This is a genomic window from Pseudomonas sp. NFX224, from assembly GCF_048565165.1.
GTDB lineage: Bacteria > Pseudomonadota > Gammaproteobacteria > Pseudomonadales > Pseudomonadaceae > Aquipseudomonas.
This window is the reverse complement of record NZ_CP183416.1, coordinates 2,060,493-2,083,812: the sequence shown is the minus strand read 5'-3', so window position 1 is coordinate 2,083,812 and position 23,320 is coordinate 2,060,493. Positions and strand designations below refer to the sequence as shown.

The 23,320-nt window shown below is 59.0% G+C and carries 18 protein-coding genes; 5 read left to right on the top strand and 13 right to left on the bottom strand.

Annotated features, from left to right (window positions below):
* Positions 1 to 541: 541 nt before the first annotated feature.
* Genes ACNYC6_RS09435 through ACNYC6_RS09420 form a run of 4 tightly spaced genes read right to left on the bottom strand, consistent with a single transcriptional unit; the run spans position 542 to position 3,992 of the window.
* Positions 542 to 1,699: a betaine/proline/choline family ABC transporter ATP-binding protein gene (locus tag ACNYC6_RS09435; protein WP_419712070.1), complete on the bottom strand. Its 1,158-nt coding sequence runs from the start codon at positions 1,697 to 1,699 to the stop codon at positions 542 to 544.
* Positions 1,696 to 2,349 (bottom strand): ABC transporter permease, encoded by a 654-nt coding sequence (locus ACNYC6_RS09430; protein WP_419712069.1) that lies wholly within the window; start codon positions 2,347 to 2,349, stop codon positions 1,696 to 1,698. The genes ACNYC6_RS09435 and ACNYC6_RS09430 overlap by 4 nt, the downstream gene beginning before the upstream one ends.
* Positions 2,350 to 2,361: 12 nt before the next feature.
* Positions 2,362 to 3,255 carry a glycine betaine ABC transporter substrate-binding protein gene (locus ACNYC6_RS09425; protein WP_419712068.1) on the bottom strand — a complete coding sequence of 298 codons (894 nt, stop codon included), beginning with the start codon at positions 3,253 to 3,255 and terminating at the stop codon, positions 2,362 to 2,364.
* 20 nt (positions 3,256 to 3,275) lie between these two features.
* Entirely contained in the window at positions 3,276 to 3,992 is a 717-nt protein-coding gene (locus ACNYC6_RS09420; RefSeq protein ID WP_419712067.1) for an ABC transporter permease, read from the bottom strand.
* 330 nt (positions 3,993 to 4,322) lie between these two features.
* Between ACNYC6_RS09420 and ACNYC6_RS09415 the strand changes: the two genes are divergently transcribed.
* Positions 4,323 to 5,906 (top strand): peptide chain release factor 3, encoded by a 1,584-nt coding sequence (locus tag ACNYC6_RS09415; RefSeq protein WP_419712066.1) that lies wholly within the window; start codon positions 4,323 to 4,325, stop codon positions 5,904 to 5,906.
* Between the two features lie 1,011 nt (positions 5,907 to 6,917).
* The gene (locus ACNYC6_RS09410; protein ID WP_419712065.1) at positions 6,918 to 7,172 is read left to right on the top strand and encodes a hypothetical protein; all 255 of its coding nucleotides are present in this window, start codon (positions 6,918 to 6,920) and stop codon (positions 7,170 to 7,172) included.
* Positions 7,173 to 7,369: 197 nt separating this feature from the next.
* Here the strand turns inward: ACNYC6_RS09410 and ACNYC6_RS09405 are convergent, their stop codons facing one another.
* From ACNYC6_RS09405 to ACNYC6_RS09365, 9 genes are all read right to left on the bottom strand, one after another.
* Positions 7,370 to 8,350, bottom strand: coding sequence for a peptide ABC transporter ATP-binding protein (locus ACNYC6_RS09405; protein ID WP_419712064.1), 981 nt, complete (start codon positions 8,348 to 8,350; stop codon positions 7,370 to 7,372).
* Complete coding sequence (locus ACNYC6_RS09400) at positions 8,350 to 9,318, bottom strand: ABC transporter ATP-binding protein (protein WP_419712063.1); 969 nt, start codon at positions 9,316 to 9,318, stop codon at positions 8,350 to 8,352. The genes ACNYC6_RS09405 and ACNYC6_RS09400 overlap by 1 nt, the downstream gene beginning before the upstream one ends.
* A gap of 11 nt (positions 9,319 to 9,329) precedes the next feature.
* Positions 9,330 to 10,256: an ABC transporter permease subunit gene (locus tag ACNYC6_RS09395; protein WP_150703598.1), complete on the bottom strand. Its 927-nt coding sequence runs from the start codon at positions 10,254 to 10,256 to the stop codon at positions 9,330 to 9,332.
* A gap of 11 nt (positions 10,257 to 10,267) precedes the next feature.
* Positions 10,268 to 11,278, bottom strand: coding sequence for an ABC transporter permease subunit (locus tag ACNYC6_RS09390; RefSeq protein WP_419712062.1), 1,011 nt, complete (start codon positions 11,276 to 11,278; stop codon positions 10,268 to 10,270).
* Positions 11,279 to 11,351: 73 nt separating this feature from the next.
* Positions 11,352 to 12,947 carry an ABC transporter substrate-binding protein gene (locus ACNYC6_RS09385; protein ID WP_419712061.1) on the bottom strand — a complete coding sequence of 532 codons (1,596 nt, stop codon included), beginning with the start codon at positions 12,945 to 12,947 and terminating at the stop codon, positions 11,352 to 11,354.
* A gap of 78 nt (positions 12,948 to 13,025) precedes the next feature.
* Positions 13,026 to 14,444, bottom strand: a complete 1,419-nt coding sequence (locus tag ACNYC6_RS09380) for an OprD family porin (protein ID WP_419712060.1) — start codon at positions 14,442 to 14,444, stop codon at positions 13,026 to 13,028.
* A 170-nt stretch (positions 14,445 to 14,614) separates the two neighbouring features.
* Complete coding sequence (locus ACNYC6_RS09375; RefSeq protein WP_419712059.1) at positions 14,615 to 16,216, bottom strand: ABC transporter substrate-binding protein; 1,602 nt, start codon at positions 16,214 to 16,216, stop codon at positions 14,615 to 14,617.
* A 302-nt stretch (positions 16,217 to 16,518) separates the two neighbouring features.
* Positions 16,519 to 18,144 carry an ABC transporter substrate-binding protein gene (locus ACNYC6_RS09370; RefSeq protein ID WP_419712058.1) on the bottom strand — a complete coding sequence of 542 codons (1,626 nt, stop codon included), beginning with the start codon at positions 18,142 to 18,144 and terminating at the stop codon, positions 16,519 to 16,521.
* A gap of 479 nt (positions 18,145 to 18,623) precedes the next feature.
* Entirely contained in the window at positions 18,624 to 19,343 is a 720-nt protein-coding gene (locus ACNYC6_RS09365; RefSeq protein WP_419712057.1) for an SIMPL domain-containing protein, read from the bottom strand.
* 259 nt (positions 19,344 to 19,602) lie between these two features.
* On the opposite strand from ACNYC6_RS09365, the gene ACNYC6_RS09360 reads away from it, so the two are divergent.
* The 3 genes from ACNYC6_RS09360 (at position 19,603) to ACNYC6_RS09350 (ending at position 23,243) form a co-directional block, all read left to right on the top strand.
* Positions 19,603 to 20,865, top strand: coding sequence for an ATP-binding protein (locus ACNYC6_RS09360; RefSeq protein ID WP_416127870.1), 1,263 nt, complete (start codon positions 19,603 to 19,605; stop codon positions 20,863 to 20,865).
* Positions 20,858 to 21,418 carry a response regulator transcription factor gene (locus tag ACNYC6_RS09355; protein ID WP_034148296.1) on the top strand — a complete coding sequence of 187 codons (561 nt, stop codon included), beginning with the start codon at positions 20,858 to 20,860 and terminating at the stop codon, positions 21,416 to 21,418. Before ACNYC6_RS09360 ends, ACNYC6_RS09355 begins: the two co-directional genes overlap by 8 nt.
* A 97-nt stretch (positions 21,419 to 21,515) precedes the next feature.
* Positions 21,516 to 23,243 (top strand): ABC transporter ATP-binding protein/permease, encoded by a 1,728-nt coding sequence (locus ACNYC6_RS09350; protein ID WP_419712056.1) that lies wholly within the window; start codon positions 21,516 to 21,518, stop codon positions 23,241 to 23,243.
* Positions 23,244 to 23,320 lie beyond the last annotated feature (77 nt).

Here is a 23,320-nt window from a genome sequence, read left to right as displayed (position 1 = left end):
GAAGTGCAGCTTTCCCTTGGCCTTGCTGTCTCGTCGTCAGTACTTGAGCCGGATGGATCGTTTCCAGCATGGACGTTCGGCGCGAACTTTAGGGCGTGAGGGGCTTGAGATCAACAAAAAATGTCGCGTTTTTGCACGCTTCTGACGTGCGTTACATTCATCACTCCTTGTAACCGACTCAGATGACAGTCGGATGTTCCCGACTAATTGCGCAGTGTTAAAAATACCTGCACGTTCGCGGCTTTTGTGCGCTAAGTCGCGGGTAAGTGTGATGGCGGCAACTTCGGCGATGTTAGGTGCGAGAAGCTGATCTGAGAGGGTTTTTTGCTATTTCAGGGGGTGGCTTCGATCAGTTTTTGTGGGCGCCACTGTTGATATTTTTTTCCGGCAGGCGAAGCGCCTGAAATTTGCATCGAACCTGTGGGAGCCAGCCTGCTGGCGATGACAATTTCATCATCAAAACAGGGGGGGCTGATATTTCCCCATCGCTAGCAGGCTGGCTCCCACAGGTTTTTGCATTCTTACCGGGTGATTTGAGGTGTCAGGCGACCACCGCCTCGGCTGGCGACACGATGCTGGTCTTCATTCCTCGCGAACGACCCGAGCTCAAATAAGCCGCAATCGACTCCTGCGTCACCTCACCCAGAAACACCCGCTCGGCATCCATCACCGGCAACCACGCACGATTGAACTCGTACATGCGCGACAGCAAGATGCGCAAATGCTCGTCGTACGCCGCCGTGGCGTTGAACTCGCGTTGGAACTGCGCGCAAGTACCGGTCTGGCGGTGCAAGTCGCGACGTCTTACATAACCCAGGGCTTTGTTCTCGGTACAGGTGACCACCACGTAGCGTCGGTCATGCTCATCCATCAACTCCAGCGCTTCGGCCACTGGGGTTTGCGGGCTGACGGAGGGTGCGTTGTCCGCCGCGTCTTCGGCTTTTACCAGCAACAGGCGCTTGAGGGTGCTGTCCTGGCCGACGAAGTTGCTGACAAAGTCATCTGCCGGATGCGCGAGCAGCGTGTCCGGGTGATCGATCTGCAACAGTTTGCCGGCGCGGAAGATCGCGATCTTGTCGCCGAGCTTGATCGCCTCGTCGATGTCATGGCTGACCATGATCACGGTCTTGTTCAGCGCCCGCTGCATTTCGAAGAACTCGTTCTGGATCATCTCGCGATTGATCGGGTCAACCGCGCCGAACGGTTCGTCCATCAGCAACAGCGGCGCATCCGCTGCCAGTGCACGAATCACCCCGATCCGCTGCTGTTGGCCACCGGACAACTCTCGCGGATAACGATGCAAATATTGCTTGGGCTCAAGCTTGATCATGCTCATCAACTCGCGGGCGCGGTCGTGGCATTTCTGTTTGTCCCAGCCCAGCAGTTTCGGCACGACCACGATGTTCTCTTCGATGGTCATGTTCGGGAACAGGCCGATCTGCTGGATCACGTATCCGATGTTGCGCCGCAGCGTCACTTCGTCGAGACCGGTGGTGTCTTCGCCGTTGATCAGGATCTTGCCCGAGGTCGGCTTGATCAGGCGGTTGATCATTTTCAGTGTGGTGCTTTTGCCGCAACCCGATGGCCCGAGGAACACGCAGATTTCGCCTTCATTGACGGTCAGGCTCACCGAGTCCACGGCTTTCACATCTTTGCCGTTGCTTTGGAAGGTCTTGCTGAGGTTTTGAAGTTCGATCATTTGAGTAATCCTTTTGGAGTCAGCGAACGTTGCAGCCATTGCAGAAGCAGGTCGGCGAAGATGGCCAGCAGACTGACCAGCACGGCGCCGACGATGAGCATCGACATGTCGCTGCGGCTGATGGAGGCGAGGATGAGCACGCCGAGGCCGCCGGCGCCGATGGTGGCGGCGATGGTCATCACGCCGATGTTCATCACCACGGCGGTGCGCACACCGGCGAGAATCACCGGCACGGCGATGGGCAGTTCGACCATGCGCAGGCGCTGGCCGAAGGTCATGCCGATGCCGCGCGCGGCCTCGCGGATGCCCGGTTCGACGTTGGTCAGCGCCAGGTAGGTGTTGCGCATGATCGGCAGCAGCGAATAGAGAAACACCGCCGTGATCGCCGGCATCGGCCCCAGGCCCTGGCCGAACTTTGAATAGAACGGCAGCAGCAGGCCGAACAGGGCAATCGACGGTACGGTCAGCAGCACCGTGGCGCTGGCCTGCAAAGGCCCGGCGAGACTCGGGAAGCGCGTCATCAAAATGCCCAATGGCACGCCAACCAGAATCGCCAGGGTCACGGCAATGCCGACCAGGGTGATGTGTTGCCACGTCAGGTGTAAGACCAATGGCCAGTCGAGATGGGAAAAGGCGTTCAAAAATTCCATGACTTTTCCTCCTTAATTGATCGGGTGCTGGCGCAGGAAATCGGCGGCAACGGCTGAGGGACTTTGGTGATCGACATCGACCCGCGCATTCAGCTCGCGCATGGTGTTGTCGTCGAACAGTTCGGCCAGCGGCTTGAGCTGTTCGGCCAGTTGCGGATGCGCGTCGAGGTAGGCCTGACGCACCACGGGTGCGGCGGTGTAGTCGGGGAAGTAATGCTTGTCGTCTTCCAGCAGTTTCAGCTTGAAGGCGTTGAGGCGACCGTCGGTGGTGTAGACCAGACCGGCAAACACCTGGCCGTTACGCAGCGCGGTGTAGACCAGACCTGCGTCCATCTGCCGGATGTTTTTGCGGCTCAGGTTCATGTCGTACAGCTGCACCATGCCGTCGAGCCCATCGGAGCGGTTGGCGAATTCGGTGTCCAGCGCCACCAGGTTGTTGGTCTCGGCTTCGTTGCGCAGCACCGTGTTCAGTTCGCTGATGGTGTTGATCTGCGGGTATTGGTCGGCGACGTTTTTCGGCAGGGCGAGGGCGTAAGTGTTGCTGAATTTCGATGGCGCCAGCCAGACCAGTCCTTTTTTGCCATCGAGTTCTTTCACACGGGCGTAGGACTGTTCGCTGTCGAGTTTTTCGGGGACATGGTTGTAGGCCACCAGCGATACGCCGGTGTATTCCCAGAGCATGTCCAGCTGGCCACTTTCCTGGGCGCTGCGTGCCAGATTGCTGCCCAGTCCGCCGGTCACTTGCACCTCGTAACCCTTGGTGCGCAGATACTGCGAGGTGATTTCAGCCAGCAGGGTTTGCTCGGTGAACACGCGGGCGCCGATGCGGATCAACGGTTTTTCAGCGGCTTGGGCAAATCCTGCACACAGCAGAATGCAGCTTAGTAAAAAGCTTGATGTTTTCATGACGATTCCTTTGCCGAGGCTTAAGACGGGCGCAAGCCGCGTTCGAGCCAGAGACGGCTGGCGAGTGTCACCAGGCCATCGAGCAACAAGGCCAGCAGCGCGGTACACGCGGCGCCGAGCAGCAGTTGCGGCTGATTGTTCAGGGCAATGCCGGGGAAAATCAGGCTACCCAGGCTGTTGGCGCCGATCAGGAATGCCAGCGGCGCCGTCCCGACGTTGATCGCCAGCGCCACGCGCACGCCACCGATGATGATCGGCACGGCGTTGGGCAACTCGACTTTCCACAGCACCTGGCGCGGGGTCATGCCGATGCCGACGGCGGCTTCCTTGAGCGAACCCTGAACGTTTTTCAGGCCTTCGTAAGTGTTGCGCACGATGGGCAGTAGCGAGGCGAGGAACAGGGCGAAAATGGCCGGACCGCTGCCAATGCCGAGAATGCCGAGGGCGATGGCCAGAACGGCGAGAGGCGGAACGGTGTTGCCGATATTGAAGAACTGCATGAAGCGCTCAGCGCGGCCGATCATGCTCGGGCGGCTGAGGAGGATGCCGGCGGGAATGCCCACGACAAGGGCGGCCAGCATGGAAGCGAGGACGAGAACCAGATGAGCTTGCAGGTAAAACAACAAATCGTCGCGGTAGTGTTCGATCGTGTTGATGCCGATCCAGTGGATCAGCAGGGCCAGAAGGGCGAATACCAGCGCGCCTCCTATCAGCCCTTTGCCATAGTGGATAGCCACAGGCGGACTCCTTTTTTCAGTCGGCGAACGCAGTCCCGTGTGGCATGCCATGCCTGGCTGCCGGGTAAAACGTTCGCGAGAAGCAGCTCTATCAATGCCGGTAAAACGGCATGAAATCGAGCCATGAGCACAGCCTCGTCAGGCCGATTTGCAGGTGTTTCAGGCCCCCGACGAGTGGTCGTTACGGGGGAGTGGACGTCTCCGTGCTTTAAAAGGTTCCCATCTGAAGCAGCATTTGGCCACCCCTAATGTGCTCAACGGTTCGGTTATTGACTCAAGTTGGGCTATAATCTGCGCCCTTTTTTTGAATCACCTGCCAGGCGATTTCCCATGACCAAACAGGCCGCCGAAGTCGCGAAACGCCGCACTTTCGCCATTATTTCTCACCCCGATGCCGGTAAGACCACCATCACCGAGAAGCTCTTGCTGATGGGCAAGGCGATTGCGGTTGCCGGTACGGTGAAATCTCGTAAGTCCGATCGCCATGCCACGTCCGACTGGATGGAAATGGAAAAGCAGCGTGGTATTTCCATTACCACGTCGGTCATGCAGTTCCCGTATCGCGAGCACATGATCAACCTGCTCGATACCCCGGGCCACGAAGACTTCTCCGAAGATACCTACCGCACCCTGACGGCGGTGGACTCGGCATTGATGGTCCTCGACGGCGGTAAAGGTGTTGAGCCACGGACCATTGCCCTGATGGACGTCTGCCGTCTGCGTGACACGCCGATCGTCAGCTTCATCAACAAACTCGACCGTGACATCCGCGATCCGATCGAACTGCTCGACGAAATCGAAGCGGTCCTGAAAATCAAGGCGGCGCCGATCACCTGGCCGATCGGTTGCTACCGTGACTTCAAGGGTGTTTATCACCTCGCCGACGACTACATCATCGTCTACACCGCCGGTCACGGTCACGAACGCACCGAAACCAAGATCATCGAGAAGCTCGACTCTGATGAGGCCCGCGCGCATCTGGGCGACGAGTACGAGCGTTTTATCGAACAGCTGGAACTGGTGCAGGGTGCCTGCCATGAGTTCAACCAGCAGGAGTTCCTCGACGGTCAACTGACCCCGGTGTTCTTCGGTACCGCATTGGGCAACTTTGGTGTCGACCACGTGCTCGACGCCGTCGTCGATTGGGCGCCGCGCCCATTGGCGCGTGTGGCCAACGAGCGCACCGTGGAACCAGTGGAAGAGAAGTTCTCGGGCTTCATCTTCAAGATCCAGGCGAACATGGACCCCAAACACCGCGACCGCATCGCCTTCATGCGTATCTGCTCCGGCAAGTACGAAAAAGGCATGAAGATGCGCCACGTGCGCACCGGCAAGGACGTGCGGATCGGCGACGCGCTGACCTTCTTCTCCTCCGAGCGTGAGCAACTGGAAGAGGCGTACGCGGGTGACATCATCGGCCTGCACAACCACGGCACTATCCAGATCGGCGACACCTTCAGCGAAGGCGAAGTCCTGGGCTTCACCGGCATCCCGCACTTCGCCCCGGAACTGTTCCGTCGCGTACGTCTGCGTGACCCGCTGAAATCCAAGCAACTGCGTCAGGGCCTGCAGCAACTGGCCGAAGAAGGCGCCACCCAGGTGTTCTTCCCGGAGCGCAGCAACGACATCATTCTCGGCGCCGTCGGTGTGCTGCAGTTCGACGTGGTCGCCAGCCGTTTGAAAGAGGAATACAAGGTCGAGTGCTCCTACGAGCCGATCACTGTTTACTCGGCACGCTGGATCGAATGCAGCGACAAGAAGAAGCTTGAGGAATTCTCCAACAAGGCTGTGGAAAACCTGGCACTGGACGGCGGCGGTCACCTGACCTACCTCGCGCCTACGCGGGTCAACCTGGCACTGATGGAAGAGCGCTGGCCGGACGTGAAATTCCGTGCGACGCGTGAGCATCATTAAGCGCTGAGTGGCTACACCGAAAACCCCGATGCGAATGCCTCGGGGTTTTTTGTTTGTGCGCCAGGCATGGCGCGTTGCGCGTAAGCGCAACCAGCTTGGCTGTGGTGGCCACGCTGGTGACTTGGAGATGAAAGTCCTCTACACACCCGGCAAGGGGAAGTGTTAGCCAGAGGCAAGGGTGTCGCGGGTGACTGCGAATCTGAAGGAAGCCCGAGGCAAAATGCTGGCCTGACGAACAGGAAGCGGATTAGGCGGTGCAGCGGGGTAAGAAGGCCAATATCTTCAAAGCCCAATACTTGCACGGAACGCTGTGACGTAGATCCGACAGGCATAAGCAGGAAGGTCGCGCGAATTACCCTGGGAGATCTGTATAGCCTGCCATGTGCTACCGGCGTCGCGAGATGACGGGATGGGCGACAGAAGTCAGCAGAGGCCGTAGTAGTTGCTCGACACCGGAGTAACGAAGGGCTGAACCTGCCATGAGTGGATAGTCGGGTGTGATCTCTGTTGGAGCGTAAAGCAGAAACACCGCATAGCGGGGGTCGAGACCATCAGGAGGTAGGAGCCGGAAGCTCCGAGGGCCGGTCTGGGCGCTTAGATACCACAGGCGACACATCAACGGAACCAAGCTCGCTGACGTTGTATGTCAGTAGGCAGGAACCGCCGTATACGGAACCGTATGTACGGTGGTGTGAGAGGACGGCGGGGGCAACCCCGCCTCCTACTCGATCCTGGCGCAATTCCCTGTAGGAGCGAGCCTGCTCGCGATGATTCCAGCCGCGCTACGTTTATCCAGACAGAGCGCGTCATCGTTAGCATCCATCGCGAGCAGGCTGCTCCTACAGGGTGCTTCGGTGTTAGTTGAATTGTGAATACCCCCTATTCCAAACCAATCTCCCAACCCAATGCATTTTCCCCTGCTCGACAGCGTCCAATCTGGAGAACCCGGCTGATCGGAACTAGATTTGACTCAGCGCCAGACAGGCACTCTACGAAAGGAAGGAATCGGCTATGAACAGGTTGTTTCGCGTTTTACTGCTGTTGAAGGTGATGGTGATGCTCTCGCTCGGCACTTCGATGGCGTGGGCCGAGTGTATCGATCATGGGGAACAGGCTTCGAGCGGGCAGGCGGGTTATGCGGGGTTGATGCTCGCCAAGTCCGAATCGGAACCGGGAGATCAGGGGCAGGGTGGTGCTGACAACGGCGATGACTCGACCACTGACGAGCCGGACTCCGATGAGGAAGAGGGCGACAGCCAGACGTAGGCGCACCATTGCAGAGAAAAGAAAACCCCTTCTACCTGAGTGATGCGCAATCGAGGCGGAAGGGGTTTAGTCAATGCATCAAGAATTTGAGCAACTCAATCCCTGTGGGAGCGGGCTTGCTCGCGATGGCGTCATTCCAGTCAACATCAATGTCGACTGACAGATCGCTTTCGCGAGCAAGCCCGCTCCCACATTTTTTATGCCGCGCCGTCGAGGAATTGCTCGGCGTAGTGGCAAGCCACCTGGCGAGTGTCGAGCAGGCGCAGGGCCGGCTCTTCCGTGCTGCAACGCTCGGTGGCGTACGGGCAGCGCTTGTGGAAGGCGCAGCCGGACGGCGGGTTCAACGGGTTGGGCAATTCGCCGACGATCTTGATTTTCGGCTTGTCCGGATCCGGGTGGATGGCCGGTGTCGCCGACAGCAGCGCCTGGGTGTAGGGGTGTAGAGGACGGGAGTAAATGTCCTCTTTCGGGCCCATTTCCACTGGACGACCGAGGTACATCACCATCACATGGTCGGCAACGTGGCGCACCACCGCCAGGTTGTGCGAGATGAACACATAGGCGGTGTTGAACTCTTGCTGCAAATCCATGAACAGGTTGAGCACCTGAGCCTGAATCGACACGTCCAGCGCGGAGGTCGGTTCGTCCGCCACCAGCACTTTCGGTTGCAGCATCATGGCGCGGGCCAGGGCGATCCGCTGGCGCTGACCGCCGGAGAACATGTGCGGATAACGCTGGTAGTGCTCTGGACGCAAGCCCACCTGCTTCATCATCGCCTGGACTTTCTCGCGACGCTCAGTGGCCGAAAGATTGGTGTTGATCAGCAGCGGTTCGGCCAGTTGATCACCGATTTTCTGCCGTGGGTTCAACGACGCGTACGGGCTCTGGAACACCATCTGCACGTCTTTGCGCAGTTGCTTGCGCTGGGCCTTGTCGGCGCCGGCCACTTCCTGGCCGGCGATTTTCAAGGAGCCCGAGGACGGCTCTTCAATCAGGGTCAGGGCGCGGGCCAGGGTGGATTTGCCGCAGCCCGACTCGCCCACAACGGCGAGGGTCTTGCCGGCTTCCAGTTCGAACGACACACCGTTGAGGGCGCGGACGGTGGCGTGACCCTTGAACATGCCACGGGACACTTCGTAGTGACGGGTCAGGTCGCGGGCGGTAAGTACGACGGCCATTACGCCACCTCCTGGTTCAGCGGGTAGAAGCAGCGGGCGAGGCTGTTGCTTTTCGGGTCAAGGGCCGGACGCTGCGAGCGGCAGTTGTCCTGCACGTACGGGCAGCGCGGCGACAGCAGGCAACCTTGTGGACGGTCGTAGCGACCGGGCACGATGCCCGGCAGGGTCGACAGACGTTCGGCGCCCAGGCTGTGTTCCGGAATCGCCTTGAGCAGCGCTTCGCTGTACGGGTGCGCCGGGATGTCGAACAGTTGTGGCACCTGACCGACTTCAACAGCTTGACCGGCATACATCACGCACACGCGCTGAGCGGTTTCGGCCACGACCGCGAGGTCGTGAGTGATCAGCACCAGGCCCATGTTCTGCTCTTTTTGCAACGCCAGCAGCAGGTCCATGATCTGCGCCTGGATGGTGACGTCGAGGGCTGTGGTCGGTTCGTCGGCGATCAGCAGTTTCGGTTCGCCGGCAATGGCCATGGCGATCGCAACGCGCTGGCTCATGCCGCCGGACAGTTGATGTGGGTAAGCGTCCATACGGCTGGCCGCGCCCGGGATTTCAACTTTTTCCAGCAGTTCGATAGCACGCTTGCGCGCTGCCTTGCCGGACATTTTCAGGTGCAGGCGCAGCACTTCTTCGATCTGGAAACCGACGGTGTAGCTCGGGTTCAGTGCGGTCATCGGGTCCTGGAAGACCATCGACAGGTCTTTGCCGACGATTTGCCGACGCTGACGATTGCTCAGCTTGAGCATGTCCTTGCCGTCGAAGCTGAGCGAGTCAGCGGTAACGATGCCGGGATGCTCGATCAGGCCCATCAGCGCCATCATGGTCACGGATTTACCCGAACCCGACTCGCCAACGATGGCCAGCACTTCGCCTTTGTCTACTTTCAGGTCGAGGCCATCGACCACGGGCGTAGCGTTCTTGTCGCCGAAACGAACGTTGAGATTCTTGATTTCTAACAGTGACATTTGGAATCTCCTCAGGCGGCGTTCTTGAGTTTCGGGTCCAGCGCGTCGCGCAGGCCGTCACCCATCAAGTTGATTGCCAGCACGCTGAGCAAAATGGTCAAACCAGGCAGGCTCACGACCCACCAGGCGCGTTCGATGTAGTCGCGGGCCGAAGCCAGCATGGTGCCCCACTCAGGGGTTGGCGGTTGTACGCCAAGGCCGAGGAAGCCCAATGCGGCGGCATCGAGAATTGCCGAGGAGAAGCTCAGTGTTGCCTGAACGATCAGTGGTGCCATGCAGTTAGGCAGCACAGTCACGAACATCAAGCGTGGCAGACCGGCACCGGCCAGGCGCGCGGCGGTCACGTAGTCGCGGTTCAGTTCGCCCATCACTGCGGCGCGGGTCAGACGAACGTAGGACGGCAGGGACACCACGGCGATGGCGATCACGGTGTTGATCAGGCCAGGGCCGAGGATGGCGACGATCGCCACGGCCAGCAGCAGGGACGGCAGGGCCAGCATGATGTCCATCAGGCGCATGATGGTCGGGCCGACCGCTTTCGGGAAGAAGCCGGCGAACAGACCCAGCAGGATCCCCGGGATCAGCGACATCACTACCGACGACAAGCCGATCAGCAACGACAGGCGCGAACCCTGGATCAGGCGCGACAGCAGGTCGCGACCCAGTTCATCGGTGCCGAGCAGGAACTGAATCTGCCCACCTTCCAACCAGGCTGGCGGGGTCAGCAGGAAGTCACGGTACTGCTCGCTCGGGTCATGGGGGGCAACCCACGGGGCGAAGATGGCGCAGAAAATCACCAGCAGCATGAACATCAGGCCGGCAACGGCACCTTTGTTCTTGGAGAACGCTTGCCAGAATTCTTTGTACGGCGACGGGTACAGCAGGCTTTGATCCACGGCGGACGCGGCGGTGGCTACTGAGGATGTTGGAGTGCTCATGGGTATTGACCTCAGCGCTGATGACGGATGCGTGGGTTGGCAAAGCCGTAGAGGATGTCCACTACGAAGTTGACCAGAATCACCAGGCAGGCGATTAACAGGATGCCGTTTTGTACGACTGGGTAGTCCCGGGCGCCGATGGCTTCGATCAGCCATTTGCCGATGCCAGGCCACGAGAAGATGGTTTCGGTCAGGACCGCACCGGCCAGCAGGGTACCGACTTGCAGGCCGACCACCGTCAGTACCGGAATCAGCGCGTTACGCAGACCGTGCACGAACACCACGCGCGACGGCGACAGGCCTTTGGCGCGGGCGGTACGGATGTAGTCTTCACGCAGCACTTCGAGCATCGACGAACGGGTCATCCGCGCGATCACCGCCAGCGGGATGGTACCCAGCACGATGGCCGGCAGGATCAGGTGATGCAGGGCATCCAGGAACGCGCCGACGTCATCGGCCAGCAGCGTATCGATCAGCATGAAGCCGGTGCGTGGCTCGATGTCGTAGAGCAGGTCGATCCGCCCGGACACCGGGGTCCAGCCCAGGGACACCGAGAAGAACATGATCAGGATCAGGCCCCACCAGAAGATCGGCATCGAGTATCCCGCCAGGGAGACGCCCATCACCCCGTGGTCGAACAGGGATCCTCGCTTGAGTGCCGCGATCACCCCGGCCAGAAGGCCCAGGATGCCGGCGAACAGCAGCGCGGCCATGGACAGTTCCAGGGTCGCGGGGAAGAGGGAGGTGAACTCGGTCCAGACACTTTCACGGGTACGCAGGGATTCCCCGAGATCGCCGTGGGCCAGTTTGCCGATGTAATCGAGGTACTGGGCATACAGCGGTTTGTTCAGACCTAGGCGTTCCATTGCCTGAGCGTGCATTTCGGGATCGACCCTACGTTCTCCCATCATGACTTCCACGGGGTCGCCAGGGATCATGCGAATCAACGCGAAAGTCAGCAAGGTGATGCCGAAGAACGTGGGGATCAGTAACCCCAGTCGGCGGGCAATAAAACTAAACATCGTGTGGTGTACCTCATCAGCCGGTTAGGCGTGCCCGGCATGCCTGGGTCAGGCATGCCGGGAGTTTTCTTATTTACTTCACCTGGGTGGTGGCGAAGTTATTCGTGGTGAGGGGGCTAATGTGATAACCCTCTACGTTGTTGCGCATTGCGGTGAACATTCTAGTGTGCGCCATGCTGATCCATGGCTGGTCCTGGTTAAAAATAACCTGGGCCTGTTCGTACAGTGCAGCACGCTCGGCCGGGTCGGTTTTTTCGCGGGCCTGATCGATCAGGGCCTGGAATTTGTCATTGCACCAGCGTGCATAGTTTTCGCCGTTCTTGGCGGCTTCGCAACTGAGCATAGGCGTCAGGAAGTTATCCGGGTCGCCGTTATCACCCGCCCATCCGGCGGAAACCATGTCGTGTTCGCCGTTTTTCGCGCGTTTGAGCATTTCTCCCCATTCCATCACGCGAATGTCGATCTTGATCCCGACCTTGGCCAGGTCGGCTTGCATCATCTGCGCGCCAAGCATCGGGTTCGGGTTGGTCGGGCCGCCACCGTTGCGGGTGAACAGGGTGAAGGTGGTGCCTTCCGGTACACCAGCTTCCTTGAGCAGGGCACGTGCCCTATCCAGATCACGGGCCGGGTTCTTCAGGTTGTGGTTGTAGCCCAGCAGGGTGTCCGGGAACGGGTTGACCGCGGCTGTAGCATTGCCCTTGCCGAACAAGGCGTTGACGTAGGCGTCCTTGTCGAAGGCGATGTTGATGGCTTTGCGCACCCGCACGTCGCTCATGTACTTGTGCGTGGTGTTCATGGCGATGTACGAGACGGTCATCGCATTCAGTTCATCGACTTTCAGCTTGTCGTCTTTCTTGATGCTCGGGATGTCATCCGGTTTCGGATACAGCGCGACCTGGCACTCGTCGGCCTTGAGTTTCTGCAGGCGCACGTTGTTGTCGGTGGCGATGGCCAGGATCAGCGCTTCGGCCGGTGGCTTGCCACGGAAGTAGTCCGGGTTGGCCTTGAAGCGAACCTGGGCGTCCTTGTTGTAGCGCTGGAAGACGAACGGGCCCGTGCCGACCGGTTTGTTGTTCAGGTCGCCGGCCTTGTTGGCCTTGAGCAACTGATCGGCGTACTCGGCGGAGTAGATCGACGAGAAGGCCATGGCGATGTCCGCCAGGAACGGCGCTTCACGACGGGTCAGGGTGAACTTGACCGTGTTGTCGTCGACTTTCTCGACGCTCTTGAGCAGTTCCTTGAAGCCCATGCTTTCAAAGTAGGGGAAGCCCACGCTCGACAGTTTGTGCCACGGATGATTTGGGTCCAGTTGGCGCTGGAAGCTCCAGACCACGTCGTCGGCATTCAGGTCGCGGGTCGGCTTGAAGTATTCGGTGGTGTGAAACTTGACGCCTTTACGCAGGTGGAACGTGTAGCTCAGGCCGTCTTCGCTGATGTCCCAGGATTCGGCCAGTGCCGGAATCACGTCCGTGGTGCCGGGCTTGAAGTCTGCCAGACGATTGAAGATGGTTTCGGCCACCGCGTCGGCTGTGACTGCAGTCGTGTACTGGACCATGTCGAAGCCTTCAGGGCTGGCTTCGGTGCAAACCACCAGCGGTTTGGCCGATACGCCTACCGCGACACTCAGCAAGGCGGCCGCGATGGCCGCACGTAGGGGAAGCATTTTCATCAAGAACCCTCTGCAATCGGTTAAAGGACAAAAACCGAACGGCTGATTCATCACTGAATCCGCCGTTCGGCACATGCATTACAGAATGTTGAACGGGATGGTGGTCACGAGACGGAACTCGTTAAGGCTGCCATCGGCCTGGTTTTCGCTTGCGCGGTGAGCGGTGTAGGTCGCACGCAGAGTAGTGGCCTTGAGCGGGCCGCTTTGTACGGCGTACGAAGCACCGATGCCGTATTCGTAGTGGTGTTCGCCGTCCATCGACAACACGCTGGAGTACTCGCCACCTTTGTAGTGAGTACCGTCGATGCCCCAGCCGCGAGCCTGGTAGATGTTGAATTTCAGTCCCGGTACGCCGTACTCAGCCATATTCAGGCCGTAGGCGATCTGGAAAGATTTCTCGTTCGGGCCGTTGAAGTCCGACAGCAAGGAGTTAGCCAGGTAGATACCGTTGGTTTCGTGCAGGTAGTCAAAGTATTCGTTACCGTTCACTTCCTGGTACGAGAAAGTCAGGGTGTGGGCCTGATGAGTCAGGCCGAACGACAGCGAGTAGGTGTCGTTGTCGATGTCGCCCAGCAGGCTTTTGCCTTCGTCGACTGTCTTGTAGTAGTTCAGGCCGGTAGTCAGGCTCAGGACCGAGCTGTCGCCAAGTACGTGGCTGGCGCCGAAGTAGTACTGGTTCCACATGTCTTCGGCCTGGGTACCCCACAGGCTGGTGGTCAGGCTGGCGAAAGGCTGGTAAGTGAGACCGGCGGTGTTCACGTGGTCGATTTCGACGAGGTTGTCGGCGTATTCCGCGCGGAATTTACGTTGGCTTTCTTCTGTACGAGGTGAGTTGCGGTCGAAGGTGGCCAGGTCGAGCGAGAGATTTTCCAGTTCTTCGCTATGCAGCGCCACACCTTGGAAGCTCGAAGGCAATGGACGGTTACCGATAACGTCGACCATCGGGCTACTGAAGTTCATCCGCCCGGCGGTCAGTGTTGTGTTGGAGAAGCGCGCCTTGACGTTGGCCAAGCCCACTTTGCTCCACTGATCTTCGGCATCGCCGCCACTGCGGGTCAGGGTTCGGTTGTTGCCCTTACCGCCAACACCCGGGATAGGGGCGCCGCCGTTTGCAGAGGCCAGGTCCTTGCGATCACGATCCAGAGCGATGGCGTTGTACGCTGCCACTTCGGTACTGAAACCGACAGTGCCTTCAGTGAAGCCTGAGTTGTACTTGATGATCGTGCCTTGCACCCAGTTGATACGACGGTCTGTCTCTTTCAACACGCCGTCTTCTCTGTAGCGCAGCTTGGCGCCACGCTTGAATTGCTCGTTGGCGTACCAGTTGCGAGTGGTGCCGGTGATCGATTGGCCTTCAACAAAACCGGTCGCTTCGCTTTGTGCACTTTTCTCTTTCACGGTAACCGGGGTGAACGCCTGGCTCTGGGTTTCAGCGTAAGCCGTGGCGGTTACGCTGCTGATGGCCAAGGCCAGTATTGCGGTGCTGCTCAGTTTCATGGGTAAAGCTCCTTACTTTCTTTTTTTATGCCGGTCTTTTTTGGGTGATCCGGCTATGGTTTGGAACTCATTTACGCATCGCAAACGTTTGCTGCCAGCCATATGGGCGAATTACGGCAAAGCGCCTGCGTGAGGGCGCAATGCGCCCCCAGCGTTTTAGCTACACGGTTTTATTTTTCGATGCTGACACCCGAGAACACGTTGCGACCGAACGGGCTGACTTTGAACCCTTCGATTTTGGCGCTCAACGGCTGGTTGACCGTCGAGTGGGCGACCGGCGTGATCGGCACCTGCTGTTTGAGGTACTGCTGCGCCTGTTTGTAGAGCACGGTGCGCTGGTCGCGGTCGGTCACGACTTTGGCCTGCTTGATCAGCTTGTCGTAAGCCGGATCACACCACATGGAGTAGTTGTTGCCGCCAATGGCGTCGCAGCTGTACAGCGTGCCGAGCCAGTTATCCGGGTCACCGTTGTCACCGGTCCAGCCAATCAGGCTGATGTCGTGCTCGCCGTTCTTGGTGCGCTTGATGTACTCGCCCCATTCGTAGCTGACGATCTTGACCTTGAGACCGATCTTCGCCCAGTCAGCCTGGAGCATCTCGGCCATCAACTTGGCGTTCGGGTTATACGGGCGCTGTACGGGCATGGCCCACAGGGTGATTTCGGTGCCTTCTTTCACGCCGGCAGCCTTGAGCAGTTCCCTGGCTTTTTCCGGGTTGTAGGCAGCGTCCTTGATGGTCTCGTCGTAGGACCACTGGGTCGGCGGCATGGCGTTGACCGCCAGTTGCCCCGCGCCCTGGTAGACGGCGTTGAGGATGCCTTGCTTGTTCACCGCCATGTCCAGCGCCTGGCGCACTTCGAGCTGGTCGAACGGCTTGTGGCGCACGTTGTAGGCGATGTAACCGAGGTTGAAACCGGGCTTCTCGATCAGTTGCAGCTTCGGGTCGTTCTTCAGCGCGGTGACATCGGCCGGGCGCGGGTGCAGGGTGATCTGGCACTCGTCGGCCTTGAGTTTCTGCACACGCACCGAGGCGTCGGTGTTGATGGCGAAAATCAGGTTGTCGAGCTTCACGCGGCTCGGGTCCCAGTAGTGCTTGTTGCCGGTGTAACGGATGTTCGAGTCTTTCTGGTAGCTCTTGAACACGAACGGCCCGGTGCCGATCGGCTTCTGGTTGATGTCGCTCGGTTTGCCTTCGGCCAGCAGCTTGTCGGCGTACTCGGCGGAGAGGATCGCGGCGAAGCTCATGGCGATGTTCTGGATGAACGCGGCGTCCACGCTGTTGAGCGTCATGACCACGGTCAGCGGCCCGGTCTTTTCGACCTTGGCGATGTTCTTGTTCAGGCTCATGCCGTTGAAATACGGGAATTCGGTCGGGTAAGCCTTACGGAAAGGTTGTTGCGGATCGAGCATGCGGTTGAACGTGAACAGCACGTCATCGGCATTGAAGTCGCGGGTCGGTGTGAAGTACTTGGTTGTATGAAACTTCACGCCTGGGCGCAGGTGAAAGGTGTACTTGAGGCCATCTTCGGAAATATCCCAACTCGTGGCCAGACCCGGTACGACATTGGTCGCGCCTTTTTCAAACTCAGCCAGTCGGTTGTACAGCGGCTCGGCGGCGTCGTTGTCGGTCGCGGTCGTGTACTGCGCCGTATCGAAACCAGCGGGGCTGCCTTCGGAGCAGAACACCAGGCTGTTGTTGGCGGCCTGGCTCATGGAGGTGGCGGCCAACAGACCGGTGCCCAGCAAAGCGGAAAAAACCAAGGTATGGCGCATGACGCTCTCTCTTGTTCAGTGTTTTTGCAACGGGCCTTCGTCCCGCTCGGGGACGTGGAGGCCTCATTGGTTTCAAGCCATGACGTGCAGCAAAACCGATAGCCCACGCATGAGTTGGTCGGATCCCGACGGTATAAGCCGTGGGTCCGGCAGTACATGCGAAGAGCCTTATAGACTCGTAGGAAAAGACGACACGTCCTAACGGACTGCTGTAGTTAGCAGACGATTTGGATGTAGGCGAATTCCTGCTTTCTCGATCGATAAAGTAACGGCGACGTCCAAGACGTCGCCGTCACCCAATCTTATTTGCTGACGCTGACGCCGTAGAAGGAGTTCAAGCCAAACGGGCTGATCTTGAAGTCCTGCACATTGGCGCGCATGGGTTGGAACACCGTCGAGTGAGCGATAGGTGTCATTGGAACAGCGTCTTTGAGGACGTGTTGGGCTTGCTTGTACAGTTCGGTGCGCTTGCCTTGGTCCGAAGTACGCTTGGCTTGCTTGACGATGTCGTCAAACTTCTTGTCGCACCACTTGGAGAAGTTGTTGCCTTCCAGCGAGTCGCAGCCGAACAGCACGTTCAGCCAGTTATCGGGATCACCATTGTCACCGCTCCAGCCAATCAGCATCGCCTGGTTCTCGCCACCTTTGGAGCGCTTGATGTACTCGCCCCACTCGTAGCTCTGGATCTTGACCTTGAGGCCGATCTTGGACCAGTCGGACTGCAGCATTTCTGCCATCAGCTTGGCGTTCGGGTTGTAAGGACGCTGTACCGGCATCGCCCACAGAACGATTTCGGTGCCTTCCTTCACGCCGGCTTCCTTGAGCAGCTCTTTGGCTTTTTCAGGGTTGTACGGCGCATCCTTGATGGTGGTGTCGTAGGACCACTGGGTCGGTGGCATGGCGTTGACGGCGAGTTGACCGGCGCCCTGGTACACGGAGTCGATGATCTGTTGTTTGTTGACGGCCATGTCCATTGCCTGACGCACTTTCAGTTGCGCCAGCGGGTTTGGCTCGTTGCTACCCTTGACCTTGTCCATCACGTTGTAGGCGATGTAACCCAGGTTGAAACCAGCCTGGTCAGGCAGCTTCAGGGTCTTGTCTTCACGCAGTGCCTTCAGGTCTGCCGGACGAGGGAACAGGGTGACCTGGCACTCGTTCTTCTTCAGCTTCTGGATGCGAACCGAGGGGTCGGTGGTGATGGCGAAGATCAGGTTGTCGATCTTCACGTCGTCAGGCTTCCAGTAGTCCTTGTTCCCGGTGTAGCGGATGTTGGAGTCTTTCTGGTAGCTCTTGAACACGAACGGACCAGTGCCGACAGGTTTCTGGTTGATGTCGGCAGCCTTGCCTTCCTTGAGCAGCTGGGCAGCGTACTCGGCGGACTGGATCGAGGCGAAGCTCATGGCCATGTTCTGGATGAACGCGGCATCAACATCTTTCAACGTGAACTTGACGGTCTTGTCGTCGACTTTATCGATCTTGGTGATGTTGGTATCCATCCCCATGTCGGTGAAGTACGGGAATTCGGTCGGGTACGCTTTGCGGAACGGGTCATCCTTGTTAATCATGCGATTAAAGGTGAACAGCACGTCGTCGGCGTTGAAATCACGAGTCGGCTTGAAGTACGGGGTGGTGTGGAACTTGACACCGTCACGCAGGTGGAAGGTGTACGTCAGGCCGTCATCGGAGACGTCCCAGCTGGTCGCCAGGCCAGGAATAACGGCGGTGCCGCCGCGCTCGAACTGAGTCAGGCGGTTGAACATGGTTTCTGCAGAGGCGTCGAAGTCGGTTCCGGTGGTGTATTGACCTGGATCGAAACCGGCCGGGCTCCCTTCGGAGCAGAACACCAGATTGGTCGCAGCTTGGGCGAACGGTGCGGCGGCTAACAAGCTAGCGCCGACTAAAAACGGAATGACCGCTTGTTTAAGCATGGTGGCCTCATGATTTGTTGTCATTTTTTAATTTTGAGGACGACCTCGTGAGTCGTGCCTGCGGATACTTATGCAGGGGGCATACCCAATGCAAGATCTTGAGCGACTACAGGTCTTAAACGGTGGCACGAACGTACCTTAATGTCGCATATGTATAAAATTTGACGCATTTGACCGTTTGCGCGACGTTTTTATCGTGCAAATGGCGCACTTTTATGGTGCGACGAGGCGCCGGCCTGCCCGTGGGTGGGGCGGGGTGTTACCTATTTATACCCCGTACTGTGGGGGTGAGTAGGGGGTAAATGGGAGTGGTTATTGTTGCACTCGTTTTGGTCGATGGTTGCCAGTTGTACCAAGTGCAACTGATGTCGTTTTTTGGCGGTGTCCCTGCCCGGTTCCAGATTCAGCATAGACGCAGTTTGCGAAAAAAAAGGCGATCACCGGGGGTGATCGCCTTTTTTTGCCTGCGGGCTATCGATTCAAGGCATCAGCACTTCAATCGAACCGTCGGCCGTCATGCTGACCTGGCTGGTGCCGGCTTCCACTTCCGGGGTCACCGGGGCGGCGCCGTCCATGCTGGCGGCCTTCATCATCATCGGCGCACGCATGTACGGTTGCGGGTAGCCGTTGCTGTTGAAGTTAAGGTTGACGATTTTGTAGCCCTTGCCACCCAGTGCGTCGGTCGCCAGTTGCGCGCGGGCCTTGAAGGCGCTCACGGCCTCCTTGAGCAGGGTGTCTTCACTGGCCTTGCGGGTAGGCGTGGCGATGGCGAAGTCCATGCCACCCATCTTCAGGTCGGTGAGCAATTCGCCGGTGAGCTTCGACTGTGCGGCGAAATCGGTACTTTCCAGGCGCAACTCGGCGCGTTCACGCCAGCCCGTGATCTTCTGGCCCTTGGCGTCGTAGATGGGGTAGCTGTTGCGACTGCCCTGGCGCAGGGTGATGTCCTTGACTTGCTTGGCCTGGGCCAGTGCCTTGTTCATGGTGGTGCTGACGTCGGCGGCAAGTTTGGCCGGGTCGGTGTTTTGCTCTTCGGTGTAGAGGGTCACGATCATCAGGTCGCGAGCCACTTCCTGGCTGACTTCGGCGCGCAGGGAAATCTGGTTGTAATGAAGCTCGTCGGCTGCCAGGGCCGGGAGGCTGGCGACGGTGCCAACGCTCAGGGCGAGAAGGGCGGCGCTGCGGCGGAATGTGTGCATGAAAGCTCCTAAGGTGTTGCGCAGGGTTTGGTCCGGACCTGCGTGAAACCATCAGACTCTAGCGTTATTGATCCGGTTCGCACAGTTACAACTTCTATACAGATAACGCGTGCGGGTTTTTTGTGGCGAGGGAGCTTGCTCCCTCGCCACAACATCGTAATCAGTTTCGGCATGTGGTCGTTTGCCGCACTTTCGCTTCTGAAGGCGCCGCTTGGTTATACTCCCTGCGATCCGCCTGGAGCGCTCATCAGGAGAGCTCATGCTCGCCCCCGTTCAAATCACTTCCGCCACTCGCCAGAACCTCTGGCGGCTGACGTTCATTCGCACCTTGGTGCTGGCCGCCCAGGCCGGTTCCGTCGGCTTGGCATACTGGCTCGAATTGCTGCCGCTGCCCTGGTTCCAATTGGCCGCGACCCTCGGTTGCTCGATGCTGCTGTGTGCGTTCACGGCGATTCGCCTGCGCACTTCGTGGCCGGTCACCGAGCTTGAATACGCCGTGCAATTGGCCTGCGACCTGTTTATCCACAGTGCCTTGCTGTACTTCTCCGGGGGGTCGACCAACCCCTTCGTCTCTTATTACCTGGTGCCGCTGACCATCGCCGCCGTGACATTGCCGTGGCGTTACTCGGTGATTCTGTCGGGCATCGCGCTGACGATGTACACCTTGCTGCTGGCGCGCTTCTATCCGCTGCAAACCTTCCCGATCGCCCGGGAAAACCTGCAGGTGTACGGGATGTGGTTGAGCTTCGCCCTTGCGGCGGCGGTGATCACTTTCTTCGCCGCGCGCATGGCCGAAGAACTGCGCCGTCAGGAAGAGTTGCGCGCCATCCGCCGCGAAGAAGGCCTGCGCGATCAGCAGTTGTTGGCCGTTGCCACCCAAGCGGCGGGCGCCGCCCATGAACTGGGCACACCGCTGGCGACCATGAGCGTGCTGCTCAAGGAAATGCGCCAGGACCATCACGACCCGATGTTGCAGGACGACCTGAGCGTGCTGCAGGATCAGGTCAAGCTGTGCAAAGAAACGTTGCAGCAACTGGTGCGCGCCGCCGAGGCCAATCGCCGATTGGCGGTGGAGATGCAGGACGTCACCGACTGGCTCGATGAAGCGCTCAATCGCTGGCATCTGATGCGACCGGAAGCCAGCTATCGCTTCCAGCGCCTGGGCCAGGGCACCGTGCCACGCATGGCACCACCGCCGGACTTGACCCAGGCCTTGCTGAACTTGCTGAACAACGCGGCGGATGCCTGTCCCGAGGGGCTGCAAGTGACCCTGGATTGGAACGCCGAAGATTTGACCATCAGCATCCGCGACCACGGTGCCGGTGTGCCGCTGGCCATTGCCGAGCAGATCGGCAAGCCGTTTTTTACCACCAAGGGCAAAGGTTTCGGCCTGGGCCTGTTTTTGAGCAAGGCCAGCGTGACACGCGCCGGCGGCTCAGTGAAACTCTATAGTCATGAAGAAGGCGGCACGCTCACCGAGCTGCGCCTGCCTCACGGCGCCCGAGGAGACGAACATGAGTGACGAAATCCAAGTCGAAGGCGAAGAACTGCCGCATTTGCTGTTGGTCGATGACGACGCGACCTTTACCCGCGTGATGGCCCGGGCCATGGCTCGCCGTGGTTTCCGCGTCAGCACCGCTGGCTCCGCCGAGGAAGGCCTGGAGCTGGCCAAGGCCGATCTGCCGGACTATGCCGCGCTGGACCTGAAAATGGACGGCGACTCGGGCCTGGTGCTGCTGCCCAAGTTGCTGGAAATGGACCCGGAAATGCGCGTGGTGATCCTCACCGGTTATTCGAGCATTGCCACCGCCGTCGAAGCGATCAAGCGCGGTGCCTGCAACTACCTGTGCAAACCGGCCGACGCCGACGATGTTTTGGCCGCGCTGCTGTCCGAACACGCCGACCTCGACAGCCTGGTGCCGGAAAACCCGATGTCCGTGGACCGCTTGCAGTGGGAACACATCCAGCGTGTGCTGACCGAGCACGAAGGCAATATCTCCGCCACTGCCCGCGCCCTGGGCATGCACCGCCGCACATTGCAGCGCAAACTGCAGAAACGCCCCGTTCGCCGCTGAACCTGCGCTGAACGAATGCGGACCGCTCCTCGCGACAAACCGGACCGATCATCTATGATCGGTCCGTGCGTGTACTTTTCTCTATCGAGCCTTATTCATGAATCAGAACGCTGAATATTCCGCGGTCAACGATGCTGTGCGCGGGCAGTTTTTTCGCAAAGTATGGGCGATGATCACGCCTTACTGGCAGAGTGAAGAGAAGGCCAGGGCCTGGACGCTGTTGATTGCGGTGATCGCACTGTCACTGATCAGCGTGGGGATCTCGGTGTGGTTCAACACCTGGTACAAGGATTTCTATAACGCGTTGCAACAGAAGGACGAAGCCGCGTTCTGGCGGCTGATTCTGTACTTCTGCGCAATTGCGGCGGTGGCGATTGTCGGCGCGGTGTACCGCCTCTATCTAACCCAGATGCTGACGATTCGCTGGCGGGCCTGGCTGACTGAAAAGCATTTTTCGCGTTGGCTCAGTGACAAGAACTACTACAAGCTGGAGCAGGGCGGTTACACCGATAACCCGGACCAGCGGATTTCCGAAGACCTCAACAATTTCACCTCCAACACCCTTGAGCTGGGTATCGGGCTGCTGCGCAATATCGTCAGTCTGGTGTCGTTCTCGATCATTCTTTGGGGCGTATCGGGCAGTATCGAAGTATTCGGCATCACCATTCCCGGCTACATGTTCTGGTGCGTGCTGGTCTACGCCGTGGTGGGCAGTTGGCTGACGCATTTGATTGGTCGTCGCTTGATCGGTCTGAACAACCAGCAACAACGTTTCGAAGCCGACCTGCGTTTCTCCATGGTGCGGATTCGTGAGAACGCCGAAAGTATCGCGTTGTACAACGGCGAGCCGAACGAAAATCGTCGGTTGAGCGGCCGCTTCGAGATGGTCTGGCACAACTTCTGGGACATCATGAAGGTGTCCAAGCGCTTGACGTTCTTTACTGCCGGTTACAGCCAGGCCGCCATCATCTTCCCGTTCATCGTTGCTTCGCCGCGTTACCTCTCGGGCAAGATCGAACTCGGCGAGTTGATGCAAATCAGCTCGGCGTTCGGCAACGTGCAGGAAAGTTTCAGCTGGTTTATCAGTGCCTACCAAAGCCTCGCTTCATGGCGCGCCACTTGCGATCGTCTGCTCAGCTTCCGTCAGGCCATGTCCGACAACGAAGGGCGTGCACCGGCCATCGACGTTCAGAACACGGGTTCGGTCTTGAAGATGCACAACCTTGGCCTGGATCTCGCTGACGGTCGTCACTTGCTGACCAATGCCGACATGACCGTGGAGGAGGGCGAGCGCGTCATGCTCAGCGGTCGTTCCGGCAGCGGCAAGTCGACGCTTTTGCGGGCGATGGGGCATCTGTGGCCCGCGGGCCACGGCAGCATTCGCCTGCCGGCGGCGCGATACCTGTTCCTGCCGCAAAAACCCTATCTGCCGATCGGCACATTGCGTGAGGCGCTGAGTTATCCACAGGCCGGCGATACCTATCCGAACGAGCGTTACGTGCACGTCCTGGAAACCTGCCGTTTGCCGCATCTGGTGGCGCGTCTCGACGAAGCCAACCACTGGCAGCGCATGCTCTCGCCGGGTGAGCAGCAACGCCTGGCCTTTGCCCGCGCGCTGCTGTATGCACCGCAATGGCTGTATATGGACGAAGCGACTTCGGCGATGGACGAAGAGGATGAGGCGTCGCTGTATCAGGCGCTGATCGATGAGTTGCCGGGGTTGAGCATTGTCAGCGTCGGCCATCGCAGCAGTCTCAAGCGTTTCCATCCACGGCATGTGCGGATCGAGAACGGCCATTTGGTAGACCAGACCGTGACCGCATAAACACTCCGGCAGGGGTGGTGGTGATCGTACAACCGCGTTGCGTTATGATGCGGTTTCAGCAGCCGAATTTTCGAGAC